The organism is Aromatoleum toluolicum (assembly GCF_012911005.2).
In the GTDB taxonomy this organism is placed as follows: Bacteria; Pseudomonadota; Gammaproteobacteria; order Burkholderiales; family Rhodocyclaceae; genus Aromatoleum; species Aromatoleum toluolicum.
The window spans coordinates 35,833-48,211 of sequence record NZ_WTVS01000003.1 but is presented as its reverse complement, the minus strand read 5'-3'; the positions used below and the strand labels follow the sequence as shown (position 1 = coordinate 48,211).

Genomic DNA, 12,379 nt, shown 5'->3' with positions numbered 1-12,379 from the left:
CCGCGACAACATCCTGCAACCACCCACCTAGCGGAGGAAACATCCATGGCATTCATGCTCAAGATCCAGTGGGACATCAAGGCCGGACGCGAGGCCGATTTCCGCGCCAACCAGGCGGCGCTGTGCAAGGTGATGCTCGATCACCCCGGGGTGATCTGCTACCACGCCGATTACCCCTCATCCCACGTGAGCCAGTGGACCGAGATCTACGCGACCGACGAAGCGTTCGTGGCACATCTTGCCAATGAAAAAGGCAAGGTGCCGCTGGCGACCCTGATCGACGCCTGCGACAAGATCACCTGTCAGTGCTGGGGCAACCCGAACGCACGCTCGAAGGAGATCCTGGCGGGATTCGGGACGACGTATCACGAGACGGCGGACAACGCCTTCGTCCTGAATCCGCGGGCCGACAAGGACTCGCGGATCTGATCCGGCGCCGCCGGCGCTGCGCCGGCCTGCCCTGCGGCATCGGCGCCGTTCGGCGTCGCGTTCCTACCAGCGGCGGTCGCCACCGTCATCGCCCCGATGGTCGCGCCGGCGATCGTCATCGTCGTCGCCCCGACGGTCGTCGCGATCGCGGCGACGTTCCCGATCCGAGCGGCGCTGGTCGTCACGGTCCCAGCGTCGATCGTCGCGATCACGGTCGCCGCGCCATTCGTCCCGCCGGCCCTTGAAGCGGATTTCCCGCGGGTAGTGGCTGCGCGGCAACTCCACCCAGGGCCCCGACCGGGACCTCGAATAGCGCCAGCGGGCGTTGTCGTAATAGTAGTAATAGCCGCTATAGAAGTAATACGGCTCGACGTCGAATTCGACGAGGGCCGGCAGTGCCGGCGCGACGACCACCGCGCCGCCATGCGGGGGCGCCACGACGCATGCAGTGAGCGCGAGGGCCGCGAGCGACGCGATTGCGAGCTTTTTATACATATGTATTCTCCCGAACGGATGGGACCCCGGAGCGCCGGAGGCTTGCGTCGATGTGGCAGACCGGCAAGTCGAACAGTACACCCTAATATTATCCTCTTGCCCGGAACGATCGCACGTTTCCAAACGTCACGCCTGCCGCCGCGCGAGCAGCAGCAGGTTGCGCGGCGTGAGCGCGCGGGCGCAGAAAGTGCCCGCCTGCACGTCGAAGCCCGCCTCCTCCAGCCCCACTGCCAAGTCCATCACCAGCCACACTTCGAGTGCACGGCGGAAGGCGTGGCGGACCAGTTCGAGGCGGCGAACTTCGGCGCGGCGGCGCTCGCCGACGGCGAGCCAGTGCTCCCAGTCCGACGACGCCGGCAGGCGCACGCCTTCGCGCGCCGCCAACGCCCGGCAAAAGCCGGCGAAATCGAGTGCCAGCCACCCCGCAGGCACGGGCTTGAAGCTGCGCACGGCGTCGCCCTCGATCTCGTTGCGCAGCGCGACGAAGCCCAGCTTCCACGCCTGGTCGCGCGCCAGGCGCGCACGCACGTTGCGCGGCGCGGTGACGGTCTCGGTGACCGCCAGGCGCAGCGCACGCTCGTCGAGCACCAGCGTGGCGGCGCGGCTCAGGGGCCGGTAACCGTCCCCCGCGCCAAGGTGATAGCAGCACGGCGCGATGCGGTAGCTGTGCGCATGATCGTGCGCCGCGTGACGGACCAGCGTGCGATGCAGCTCGCCGCAGGCATGCAGCGCGACGACGGCGTGGCCGCTCACATGGCGGCGCGCGCCCTCGTCCAGCGCATCGCCGCACGTCACGCTTTGCTCCACCCCGCTCCCCTCGGCGAGCCGCTCCGCGGCCCGGCACAGCGCGGCATCGATCTCCAGCAGACGCACCGGCACGCGGTCGTGGAGCGCCAGCCGCCGCCCCAGATGCCCCTTGCCCGCACACCACTCCAGCACCGGCGCCCCGGCGGCCGGCCCGTGCGCGGCGAAGGCGTCGATCTGCGCGAGCTTGCGGCCGGGGATGAACAGGTCGGCACGCGGGTCGCGCGGCGGCAGGTCGCGCGCGCTGAGTTGCCGCACCGTGCACAGCGCTTCCAGCGTTTCGACGACGGGCAGGCGCGGAGCGAGCCACGCGCGACAGGCGTCGGGATCGACGATAAGACGCTCGAGCGTCGCCTCGTCGAGGCCGAGCACCGCTTCGGCGAGTGCCGGCTGCGCCTCGCACCAGGCAGGCCGCCGCACCTGGAACGGCGACGGCCGCCAGAACGCCTCGTGCGCGTGCAGTTCCGATTGCAGTTCGAGAAGGCGCTCGCGGTGATTCATGCGGTACGGCGGGACGTGATTGCGGAGGCGCGAGTATCGCAAACTCCGGCGCTTCGCGGGCAAGCGTGCGCGACACCCAGCGCTTGCGATTGCCACGGACACGCTCGGCGCGTAGGCTCTGCGGAACCCCGGACGCGATCCTGCGGTCATTGGCGCATGTCCGGACACCGCCGCCGGCGGGCGTTCCCGGTCATCCGAATCGCCGGAAGCCGTGCCGCAGCGCGCGCATGCGCACGGCGCGGTCTCCCCAGAATCCACCCCTCACCCGATCAAGGAGCCCATCAATGAAGCTGTATTTGAAACCCGGTGCATGCTCGCTCTCTCCCCACATCGTCCTCGAGGAGGCGGGCCTGAAGTACGACACGGAAGTCGTCGACCTGCAGAAGAAGGTCACCGCATCGGGGCAGGACTACTGGAAGATCAACCCCAAGGGCTACGTTCCCGCACTGCAGCTCGACAACGGCGACGTGATCACTGAAGGCCCCGCCATCGTCCAGTACCTCGCCGACCAGGTGCCGGGCAAGAAGCTCGCCCCGGCCAACGGCACCCTCGAGCGCTACAAGCTGCAGGCCTGGCTCACCTTCATCGGCACCGAAATCCACAAGACCTTCAGCCCCTTCTTCAACCCGGCGACGCCCGCCGAGTGGAAGGCGATGTGCCGCGCGAAGCTCGAACGCCGCTTCGGATACGTCGCCGAACAGCTCGCCGGCCAGGACTACCTGATGGGCGCCGAATTCAGCGTCGCCGACGCCTACCTGTTCACAGTGATACGCTGGGCGAAGCACATCGAACTCGAGCTGTCACAGTGGCCGGCGCTCGCCGCCTACCAGGCCCGCGTTGCCGCCCGCCCGGCGGTCGTCGCAGCGATGAAGGCCGAAGGGCTGCTGTGACAGCGTGACACCCCGCCCTCCCGGCTCCCGCCGGGAGGCATCGCCGCCACGCGGCAGGCAGGATCCGGAGGGACAGGTCATGGATGCGCAACTCAGGGACGTCGAAGTCGAGCGCCTCGCAGGCGGCAAGACCATGATGGGCGAATACGCCGGCAAGGTGCTGCTGATCGTGAACACCGCCAGCCAGTGCGGCTTCACCCCGCACTATGCCGGGCTCGAACAGCTCTACGAGAAGTACCGCGACCGCGGGCTGGTGGTGCTGGGCTTTCCGTGCAACCAGTTCGGCACGCAGGAACCGGGCAACGCCGCCGAAATCGCCGCGTTCTGCGAGACGAACTACGGCGTCAGCTTCCCGATGTTCGCCAAGATCGAGGTCAATGGCGACAACGCCCACCCGCTCTATGCATGGCTCAAGGCGCACGCGAAAGGCGTGCTCGGGACCGAAGCGATCAAGTGGAACTTCACGAAATTCCTCGTCGATCGCAGCGGCACGCATGTCGAACGCTACGCACCGATGACCCCGCCGGAAGCCATCGCCGACGACATCGAAGCGCTGCTCTGAGGGCAACGCGGAGCCACGCTTTTGTCCACAATGAACCGGCAAGATCCCGCGGGGATCGAAACGTCCACCAACAACCTGCAATTCGCCCAGCCATGAAGACATTCGACCACGGCAAGCTCGACCGCATCGTCGCCGATGCCCGGCGCACCGCCGACGCGCGCAGCGACGGCTACCGCGAACGCGCACTGAAGATCTACCCGTGGATCTGCGGCCGCTGCGCGCGCGAATTCACCGTCACCAACCTGCGCGAGCTGACGGTGCATCACCGCGACCACAACCACGACAACAACCCGCCCGACGGCAGCAACTGGGAGCTGTTGTGCATCTACTGCCACGACAACGAACACCAGCGCCAACTCGAAGCGCAGGCGGGCAGCTCGATCCAGACGGACAACGGCACGGTGTCGACGCACAACCCGTTCGCCGACCTGAAGGCCTTGCTCGCCAAGGGGAAGTGACGGCTCGCCCAGTCCCGGCGTCCCGGCCCTTGCTCAGCTGCGATCCTGGGCCTCCCAGCGCCCCAACTGGCGCGCGATCAGCATCCAACCGCCGGCGACTGGCACCGCAGCGAGGGCGATGGCGCCGACCGACAGGCCTAGCGCCGCGAGGCCGGCGTAGATCCAGCCGCTCGCGAGATCGCCGCCGCGATACACCACCGCATCGATGAAGGCCTTGGCCTTGTAGCGCTCCTCGCGGCCCACGAGCGTGAATAGCACCTCGCGCGCGGGTTTCGCGAGCGCATGGCGGCCACTGTCGTAGAGCACGCGCACGACCACCAGCACGGCCAGCGACGGCGCCGTGCCGAGCGCGACGAAGCCGACGAGCGCGACCGCGGGCAGCAGCGCCAACGTCATCCCCACGCCGAGGCGGCGCAGGATGTGGGCCGTCAGGAAGATCTGCGTCGCGATCGTCAGCACATTCACGGCGAGGTCCACGCGGGCCAGGAACACCCGCCGCAACGCCCGGTCGGTGTAGGTCTCGCCCAGCATGTGCGCCTGCACGAAGTACAGGATCGTCGACGCGAAGGTCATCAGCAGCAGCCACAGCGCAATGCGCAGCAAGGCCGGCGAACGGAACACCAGCCGCACCCCGCTCCACGCGCTGCCGCCGATGCGCGCCTCCGGTTCGCGTGCGAGCGTGGCCGGCTGGCGCTGCGCGTGGCGGTCGAGTGCGCGCGCGCACCACGACGCCACCTCCAGCGGCAGCACCGCCATCAGCAGTAACAGGAATACCGGCACATGCTGCGCCAGCGCCGCGGTCGTCGCCGAACCCGCGATGCCGCCGAGCGAGGAGCCGACCGCGATGAAGCCGAACAGGCGTTTGCCCTGTTCATGGCGGAACAGGTCGGCGACGAAGCCCCAGAACACCGTGACGACGAACAGCGCGAAAACGCTCACCCACACGTAGAACACGCGGTCTATCCAGGCGCGTGCAGACTCGGGCAGCAGATACAGCGCGGCATAGAAGACGAGCAGGTTGGCCGCGAAGAAACGGTTCGCCAGCGGCACGAACACCGCCCGCGGCCAGCGCGCCACGGCCGCCGAATACAGCGGCACCGCCAGCAGCATCACGACGAATACCGCCGTCCACAGGATCTGCAGGTTGCCGCGCTCCGCCGCGCCAATCTCGTCGCGCACCGGGCGCAGCAGGTAGTAGGAATACAGGATCGCGAAACCGTAGGCCGTCGCGAGCAGCAAGGGCAGCGTCTCGCCTTCGCGCACCGGCACCACCCGGCGGACGAGCGCCCCGAACATCGCTCAGCCGCCCGCACCGGTGCGGATGGGGCGTTCGCCACGCGGGCGCATCGCCGGCGCCCTCAGCGCGCCACGCCCAGCGCCTGCCGCAATTCGCGCGCCGTCAGCGCCCGGCCGAACACCGGCGAACCGACGTCGAAATCCTTGGCGCGCTCCAGCCCGCCGACCGGCACCGGCTCGAAGCCCGCATCCTCGACCAGCCGCGCGGCGACCGCCAGCGCGTCGCGGTCGTCCGCCGCCAGCGGTACCCCGACGCGCTCGCCGCTGCGATGCGCCTCGCTGCGCAGCGCCAGATACGGCACCGACGTGAAAGCCCGCACCAGGCGCACGCCCGGCAGGTATTCGGCCGACGCCACCCCGGTACCGCGGTCCAATGCCGGCCTCGCCATCGGCCCGTCGCGCTCGGGGCGCGGATTGCCGGTCTCCAGCACCACTTTCCGCGCCATCAGCCCCGCGAAGTCGCGCCCCACCTGCGGCAGCGCCCCGTAAGGCACCGCGATCAGCACGACATCGCCGAACTCCGCCGCCTCGCGCGGCGTTCCCACCCGCACGTGGGCGCCCAGGCGCGCCGCGAGCGGCTTCAGGTCGTCGGGATGGCGCGAGGAGATCAGCAGCTCGTAACCGGCCTTCGCCCACAGCTCCGCCAGTGCGCCGCCGATCCGCCCGGTGCCTATGATGCCGATGCGGAGACGGTCCGACGCGCCGCTCGCGACACGCGGCAACACGGCCAGCGCAGCCGCCGCCATCGCGCCGAAGATCAGCACGCGGCGGCGACGATCGGTCGCGGAACCGAATGCCGGGTTGGACAGAAAAGCGGGCTGAAAATGGGACCGGATTTGCGCAATCATCCTTGCCTCCGCAGCATGAAACCGGGCCGTACGGCCCGACGCGCCCTGCCCCGCGGCTCAGGCGCCGATCGAATCGACATGGCGCTTCCAGAACGCCGCGTCGGGGAGCGTGCCGATCGCCGCGCGCACGTTGTCCGCCATATGCTCCGGCCGCCCGGTGCCCGGAATCGCGCACGTCACCGCCGGATGGCTCAGCACGAACTTCAGCAGCACCTGCGCCCAGCTCGTCGCGCCGATCTCGGCCGCCCACGGCGGCAGCGGCCGGTCACGCAGGCGGCGCAACACCCGGCCGCCGCCGAAGGGCCGGTTGATCAGCACCGCCATGCCGCGTTCGGCCGCCAGCGGCAGGATGCGGCGTTCCGCCTCCGCTTCGTCGAGCGAATAATTGATCTGCACGAAATCGAATTGCGCCTCGCGCATCACCGCCTCGAGCTCGCCGTAGGCGCCGTTGGTGTAATGCGTGATGCCGATGTAGCGCACGCGCCCCTCGGCCTTCCAGTCGCGCAGCGTCGCCAGATGCACCCGCCAGTCCACCAGGTTATGCACCTGCATCAGATCCAGGCGCTCCACCTGCAGCAGGCGCATCGACTCCTGCATCTGGCGGATACCCTCGGCCCGGCCGCGCGTCCACACCTTGGTCGCGACGAAGGCCTTGCTGCGCGTCCCGGCCGCAGCGAGCAGCTCGCCCGTCACCGCCTCGGCCCGCCCGTACATCGGCGAGGTGTCGATCACCGACCCGCCGCCGTCGAACAAGGTCCGCAACACCTCGGGCAGGCGCGAATATTCCGCAGAGTCGCGCTGGACGTCGAACCCCACGTGCGTGCCCAGCCCGACTACGGGCAAGCGCTCCTGGGTCGAAGGAATCGGACGCGTCGGCATCGCACCTCCCGAAGACTCGCCGGCCACCTGCGCTTTCGCCCGGCCGCCGACGACAAGGGCCGCAGCCGCGCCCGCCGCAATCCGCAGGAACTGTGCTCGCGTCATTCCGCCAGCGGGAATCATCCGGAACGCCGGGCTGCACATGCACCCTCCCTCCACACACGGCCCAAGCACGGCCTCCGCAAGCTCTGACCGCGGAGATGCCCTGCGAGTGCCGCGATGCACGGGAAATTCGGCGCCGACAACGCGGACCCTGCGCGTCTGTTTCCTCTGCCTGTTGCGGCGAACGCGGTGCTCAGTACAGCCCGGTCAGGTAGAAGAAACTGATGACCACGAATACCGCCACGGTCTTGATGCAGGTGATGGCGAAGATGTCGCCGTAGGCCTGGCGATGCGTGAGGCCGGTGACCGCCAGCAGCGTGATGATCGCGCCGTTATGCGGAAGCGTATCCATGCCGCCGCTGGCCATCGAAGCGACCCGGTGCAGGACCTCCATCGGGATGCCGGCGACGTTGGCCGCAGCGATGAACTGCTCCGACATCGCTGCCAGCGCGATGCTCATGCCGCCGGTGGCCGAGCCGGTGATGCCCGCCAGCGTGGTGACCGTGATCGCCTCGTTGATCAGCGGGTTGGGGATCGCCTTCAGCGCGTCGGCGACAATCAGAAAGCCCGGCAGGATCGCGATCACGGCACCGAAACCATACTCCGAAGCCGTGTTCATCGATGCCAGCAGCGTGCCTGACACCGCCGCCTTGGTCCCTTCGGCGAACTTCGCCTTCACTGTCCGGAACGCGAACGCCAGCACGGTGAGAATGCCCACCAGCAGCGCCGCTTCCACCGCCCAAATGGCGGCGACCTTGGAGACCTCGGTGACGATCGGTTTGCCGCCCGAGGCCAGCGCGATTTCGTGGGTGCTGCCGTACAACTGCGGAATCCACGCACCGAAAACCCGGTTCAGCACTCCCACCGCGAGCAGGGGCAGGATGGCGATCCAGGGGTTGGGCAGGGCCTCGCCGGAGAAAGGCTCGGGCTCGTTGTGGTGCCCCTCGCCATAACCTTCTTTCCTCGCCGCCGCCTGCTTGCGCCGCCAGGTCAGATAGGTCAGACCCACCAGGAGGATGAAGACCGAGCCGACCACGCCGAGCCAGGGGGCCGCCCAGGCATTGGTCTTGAAGAAGGCCGAGGGGATGATGTTCTGGATCTGCGGCGTACCGGGCATCGCATCCATCGTGAAGCTGAAGGCCCCGAGGGCGATCGTTCCCGGCAGGAGCCGTTTCGGTATGCCGCTCTGCCTGAACATCTCGGCGGCGAACGGGTAGACCGCGAAAACCACCACGAACACCGACACGCCGCCGTAAGTGAGGATGGCGGAGACGAGCACGATGGAGAACATCGCCCGGTCGCGCCCGACAAGATTGATCACCGCGGAGACGATCGACTTCGAGAAGCCGGACAGCTCGATGACCTTGCCGAACACGGCGCCCAGCAGAAACACCGGGAAGTAGAGCTTGATGAAGCCGGCCATCTTTTCCATGAACACGCTGGTGAACATGGCCGGCACCAGCGACGGATCGGTGAACAGCACTGCGCCGAGGGCGGCGACAGGTGCGAAGATGATGACGCTGAAACCGCGGTACGCGACGAACATCAGAAACGCGAGCGCGGCCAGGATGACGATGAATTCGTACATTTTCGATAACCCGGTGAGGAGTGGGAGGGCGTGGTCAGTAGTTGCCGCCGGTGGCACCGCTGGATTCGATGCGCTCGCGCTCGAGATCCTTGATGAGGTGCTCGTCCTCGGCTACCACTTCCTCCAGCACGTCGCGCAAGAAAAGCACGCCGATTACCTTGCCCTGCTCCATCACCGGGAGATGACGCACCCACTCGCTGTGCATGACTGCCATGCAGCGCTCGCAGGAGTCATCGGCCGAGGCGCAGATCACGTTGCTGGTCATGATCTCGCGCGCCCGGGTTTCCCTGGCAGTGCGGCCCTTCAGTTCCACCTTCAAGGCGTAGTCGCGCTCGGTGACGATGCCGAGCAATTGCCCGTTTTCGATCACCAGCACGCCGTTGACGTCGTTGTCGGCCATCGCCTGCAACACCGCCATCACGGACTCGTCCGGACCGACCGAAACCACGCCGACCCCGACGTCCGTCACCAATTGCCGGGCCGTCTTCACGGTCTTTTCCATTCCTTGTCTCCTGCCTTGTATGTGTTATCGAACATCGCTTGCTGTCCCGTGGATGTTCGAACGGGGCGCGACCGTTTAGCGCTGGGGGAGGCTGAGCTCCTCGCGCAGCAACTCGCGCAACTTGAACTTCTGGATCTTCCCGGTCGCCGTCGAGGGCATCGTCTCGCGTACGATCAGGCGCTCGGGGATGTACTGCATGGCGACCTTCTGCGCCTTCAGGAAGTCGACCATCGACGCGAAGTCGATCGTCTGGCCCGCCTTGGGTGCGATGACGGCGCAGCAGCGCTCGCCGAGGCGATCGTCCGGGTAGGCGACGATCGCCACCTGCTCGACGGCCGGATGCCGGTACAGCAGGGACTCGATCTCGAACACCGGGATGTTCTCGCCGCCACGGATGATCACGTCCTTATTGCGGCCGCTGATGCGGATGTAGCCTTGCTCGTCCATCTTCGCGACGTCGCCCGAGTCGAGCCAGCCGTCGGCATCGACGTTGTTCCATTGCGGCCGCTTGAGGTAGCCGCCGAAGGCCGAGCAGGTGCGCACGACGAGCCGGCCGACCTCTCCGCGCGGCAGGTCGACGCCCGCGTCATCGACGATGCGGACCTCGGCGCCGTGGATCACCTTGCCGTCGGTCGTGTAGGCGCGCTCGTCGTCGTCGTCGAGGTCGATCATCGTGATCACGCCGATTTCCGTCATGCCCCAGGCGGACACGATCTTGGTGCCGAGGACCTTGCGCGCCTGCTCGACCAGCGGGCCGGGAATCGGCGCGCCGGAGCACAGGAAGCTTCTCAGCGTGGGCACCGGCAGCCCCAGCTCCTGCACGGTCTTCGTGAGGTCGGTGAGGAAGGGCGTCGAGGCCATAGTGAAGGTCGCGCCTTCCGCCCGGATCAGTTCGACCGCCTTCGCCGGCTCCCACTTGTCGAGGATCACCGAACGCCCGTGCAGCAGGATCGGCAGCATCATTCCGTACGCCGCGCCGGTCTGGTGCGCCATCGGCGAGGCCATCAGCACCACATCGTCGTGGTCCAGGCGCAGTTGCCGGGCGTACTGGACGAGGTTCGCCATCACCGTGTTGGTCGAATGCATCGCCCCCTTGGGCTCGCCGGTGGTGCCGGAGGTATACATCAGCATCGTGATGTCGTCGGGACCCGGCCGGCTGCGCGTCAGGATGTCCGCGGCGTCGGGCTCCTTCTCCCAGGCCGGCGCCGTGAGCAGCGCGTCGAAGGAGTCGGGGCCGTCGCTGTCGATGACGACGATGCGCTTCAGCGCCGGCAGGCTCGGCTGCAGCCCGCGCGCCATCGCCTCGTGGTCGAAGCCGCGGAAGGTCTTCGGCACGATCAGCACCTTCGCCTCGCCGTGGCCGAGCATGAACGACAGCTCGCGCTCGCGGAAGATCGGCATCAGGGGATTGATCACCGCGCCGATGCGCGCGCATGCCAGATACACCACCGTGAACTGCCACCAGTTCGGCAGCTGCATCGCCACCACGTCGTTGCGGCCCACACCCAGGCGCGACAGGCCGACGGCGACGCGATCGGCCAGGGCGGCCAGCTCACGGTAGGTAAAGCGCCGCACTTCGCCGTCTTCGGCGCGCATCGCGGTCAGCGCGATCTTGTCGGGGAATGTGCTGACGCACACCTCGAGTTCGTCATTGATCGTACGATCGGGCCACAGGCCCGCGGCAATGCAGGCGGCACGGCGGGGGGGTAGCAAGACTGCGTCGAAGTCCATTGCTTGTCTCCTTGTTGGTATGAAGCGAGTGCGGTCGATCCGGTGCAACATCGCGCATTGGACGACGCACACGACCCTGTTCTGGCGGATTATCGGGCTCGAATTTCCCTCGCCAAAGCAAGAAGTTGCACACGTCCTGTGCATCAATGCACAATAGTGCGCATGGACTCCCTACCTGACTGGAACGACCTAAGCGTCTTCCTCGCGGTCGCTCGCCTGGGCACGATTTCGCTCGCAGGCGAGCGGCTGGGGATCGAACACTCGACGGTCTCGCGCCGCATCGACCGGCTCGAGGCCAATCTCAGCGTAGTTCTGTTCGATCGCCGCCGCACTGGGTATCTCCTGACCGATGCCGGCCACGCGCTCATCCCGCATGCGGAAAGAATGGAGAGCGCCCTGCTCGAAGCCGTCGAGGAGAGCGCGGGCCTGGGCGTGCGGGTGAAGGGATCGGTGCGCGTCGGTACGCCGGAGGGTGTGGGCATCCACCTGATCGCACCCGGCCTGGTAAAACTGCATCGCGAGCACCCCGACCTGCATGTCCAGCTGATGCCCCAGCCGCAGTATCCGAGCCTGGTCACGCGCGAGGTCGAGATCCTCATCACCCTGGACCCGCCCGAGGTGGGGCGCTACAAGGTCGCGCGGTTGACCGATGTCGACTTTTCCATCTACTGCTCGCCCGGCTACCGCGACGCCCACCCGCCCATCCGCGAGTTGAGCGATATCGCCGAGCACGACTTCGTGGACTACATCCACGACGGCTCGCTCAGCGGCCTCTTCCGGGTCCTGGAAGAACTCACGCCACATCCCAGGCGGATATTCACCTCCACCAGCATACTTGCCCAACGCGAGGCCGCGGCGGCCGGAATGGGTCTCGTGGCGTTGTCGCCCTTCGTCGCCAATCTGTCGGACGACCTGGTCTGCGTATTCCCCGGACAGTCGCTCGTGACCCGCACCCTGTGGATCGCTGCGCCCGAAGACCTGCTGCGGATCAAACGCGTGCGCGTCGTGTGGGACTTCATCCGCGAGCTGATCGAGGAGCGCCCGGAGGACTTCCTCCGCAAGATCTGACCGCGCTGCCGGCCAGTATTGCGCTTTGCCGCACACAAATCGGGGGGAGCCCCAGGGCGTGGCGCAGCAACACGTCATGCCGCCGCCCAAAAAGACAAGGGCAGCCCGGACGTGCCGGCCTGCCCTTGATCGATCCCCTGCCGGGGCAACGCTTGCGGTAATAAGCGCCTGTTCGCACCAACCGGAGCCGGGTTTGGCTGGAGCATCCTGGCTTGTGGCCGGAAGC

At 67.5% G+C, this 12,379-nt stretch carries 13 protein-coding genes; 5 read left to right on the top strand and 8 right to left on the bottom strand.

Annotated features, from left to right (window positions below):
• Nucleotides 1–45 precede the first annotated feature (45 nt).
• On the top strand, nt 46–429 hold the full coding sequence (locus GPA27_RS02265) for an NIPSNAP family protein (RefSeq protein WP_169137408.1): 384 nt from the start codon (nt 46–48) through the stop codon (nt 427–429).
• Between the two features lie 63 nt (nt 430–492).
• Here GPA27_RS02265 and GPA27_RS02260 read toward each other — a convergent pair whose 3' ends face one another.
• Nucleotides 493–924, bottom strand: a complete 432-nt coding sequence (locus tag GPA27_RS02260; RefSeq protein WP_169137406.1) for a hypothetical protein — start codon at nt 922–924, stop codon at nt 493–495.
• A gap of 126 nt (nt 925–1,050) precedes the next feature.
• Nucleotides 1,051–2,229, bottom strand: a complete 1,179-nt coding sequence (locus GPA27_RS02255) for a methyltransferase (RefSeq protein ID WP_169137404.1) — start codon at nt 2,227–2,229, stop codon at nt 1,051–1,053.
• A gap of 284 nt (nt 2,230–2,513) precedes the next feature.
• Here GPA27_RS02255 and gstA point away from each other — a divergent pair, with 284 nt between their 5' ends.
• From gstA to GPA27_RS02240, 3 genes are all read left to right on the top strand, one after another.
• Nucleotides 2,514–3,119 (top strand): glutathione transferase GstA, encoded by a 606-nt coding sequence (gstA, locus tag GPA27_RS02250; protein ID WP_169137402.1) that lies wholly within the window; start codon nt 2,514–2,516, stop codon nt 3,117–3,119.
• Between the two features lie 79 nt (nt 3,120–3,198).
• A complete protein-coding gene (locus GPA27_RS02245) occupies nt 3,199–3,681 on the top strand; it encodes a glutathione peroxidase (RefSeq protein WP_169137400.1) in 483 nt (160 codons plus the stop codon).
• Between the two features lie 92 nt (nt 3,682–3,773).
• On the top strand, nt 3,774–4,139 hold the full coding sequence (locus GPA27_RS02240; RefSeq protein ID WP_169137398.1) for a YajD family HNH nuclease: 366 nt from the start codon (nt 3,774–3,776) through the stop codon (nt 4,137–4,139).
• A gap of 33 nt (nt 4,140–4,172) precedes the next feature.
• Here the strand turns inward: GPA27_RS02240 and GPA27_RS02235 are convergent, their stop codons facing one another.
• From GPA27_RS02235 to aliA, 6 genes are all read right to left on the bottom strand, one after another.
• On the bottom strand, nt 4,173–5,435 hold the full coding sequence (locus GPA27_RS02235) for an NTP/NDP exchange transporter (RefSeq protein WP_169137396.1): 1,263 nt from the start codon (nt 5,433–5,435) through the stop codon (nt 4,173–4,175).
• Nucleotides 5,436–5,497: 62 nt separating this feature from the next.
• The gene (locus tag GPA27_RS02230) at nt 5,498–6,283 is read right to left on the bottom strand and encodes an NADPH-dependent F420 reductase (RefSeq protein ID WP_169137394.1); all 786 of its coding nucleotides are present in this window, start codon (nt 6,281–6,283) and stop codon (nt 5,498–5,500) included.
• A gap of 57 nt (nt 6,284–6,340) precedes the next feature.
• The gene (locus GPA27_RS02225) at nt 6,341–7,267 is read right to left on the bottom strand and encodes an aldo/keto reductase (protein ID WP_169137392.1); all 927 of its coding nucleotides are present in this window, start codon (nt 7,265–7,267) and stop codon (nt 6,341–6,343) included.
• 190 nt (nt 7,268–7,457) lie between these two features.
• Nucleotides 7,458–8,852, bottom strand: coding sequence for a GntP family permease (locus GPA27_RS02220; protein WP_169137390.1), 1,395 nt, complete (start codon nt 8,850–8,852; stop codon nt 7,458–7,460).
• Nucleotides 8,853–8,886: 34 nt separating this feature from the next.
• The gene (locus GPA27_RS02215) at nt 8,887–9,354 is read right to left on the bottom strand and encodes a CBS domain-containing protein (protein WP_169137388.1); all 468 of its coding nucleotides are present in this window, start codon (nt 9,352–9,354) and stop codon (nt 8,887–8,889) included.
• A 75-nt stretch (nt 9,355–9,429) separates the two neighbouring features.
• Nucleotides 9,430–11,085 (bottom strand): cyclohexanecarboxylate-CoA ligase, encoded by a 1,656-nt coding sequence (gene aliA / locus GPA27_RS02210; RefSeq protein ID WP_169137377.1) that lies wholly within the window; start codon nt 11,083–11,085, stop codon nt 9,430–9,432.
• Between the two features lie 162 nt (nt 11,086–11,247).
• Between aliA and GPA27_RS02205 the strand changes: the two genes are divergently transcribed.
• Complete coding sequence (locus GPA27_RS02205; protein WP_169137375.1) at nt 11,248–12,153, top strand: LysR family transcriptional regulator; 906 nt, start codon at nt 11,248–11,250, stop codon at nt 12,151–12,153.
• The last annotated feature ends 226 nt before the right edge of the window (nt 12,154–12,379 follow it).

Bases quoted from the DNA above. Each gene is read 5' to 3' on its own strand.
- GPA27_RS02265 (WP_169137408.1), top strand. From the start codon at position 46: ATGGCATTCATGCTCAAGATCCAGTGGGACATCAAGGCCGGACGCGAG.
- GPA27_RS02260 (WP_169137406.1), bottom strand. From the start codon at position 924: ATGTATAAAAAGCTCGCAATCGCGTCGCTCGCGGCCCTCGCGCTCACT.
- GPA27_RS02255 (WP_169137404.1), bottom strand. From the start codon at position 2,229: ATGAATCACCGCGAGCGCCTTCTCGAACTGCAATCGGAACTGCACGCG.
- gstA (WP_169137402.1), top strand. From the start codon at position 2,514: ATGAAGCTGTATTTGAAACCCGGTGCATGCTCGCTCTCTCCCCACATC.
- GPA27_RS02245 (WP_169137400.1), top strand. From the start codon at position 3,199: ATGGATGCGCAACTCAGGGACGTCGAAGTCGAGCGCCTCGCAGGCGGC.
- GPA27_RS02240 (WP_169137398.1), top strand. From the start codon at position 3,774: ATGAAGACATTCGACCACGGCAAGCTCGACCGCATCGTCGCCGATGCC.
- GPA27_RS02235 (WP_169137396.1), bottom strand. From the start codon at position 5,435: ATGTTCGGGGCGCTCGTCCGCCGGGTGGTGCCGGTGCGCGAAGGCGAG.
- GPA27_RS02230 (WP_169137394.1), bottom strand. From the start codon at position 6,283: ATGATTGCGCAAATCCGGTCCCATTTTCAGCCCGCTTTTCTGTCCAAC.
- GPA27_RS02225 (WP_169137392.1), bottom strand. From the start codon at position 7,267: ATGACGCGAGCACAGTTCCTGCGGATTGCGGCGGGCGCGGCTGCGGCC.
- GPA27_RS02220 (WP_169137390.1), bottom strand. From the start codon at position 8,852: ATGTACGAATTCATCGTCATCCTGGCCGCGCTCGCGTTTCTGATGTTC.
- GPA27_RS02215 (WP_169137388.1), bottom strand. From the start codon at position 9,354: ATGGAAAAGACCGTGAAGACGGCCCGGCAATTGGTGACGGACGTCGGG.
- aliA (WP_169137377.1), bottom strand. From the start codon at position 11,085: ATGGACTTCGACGCAGTCTTGCTACCCCCCCGCCGTGCCGCCTGCATT.
- GPA27_RS02205 (WP_169137375.1), top strand. From the start codon at position 11,248: ATGGACTCCCTACCTGACTGGAACGACCTAAGCGTCTTCCTCGCGGTC.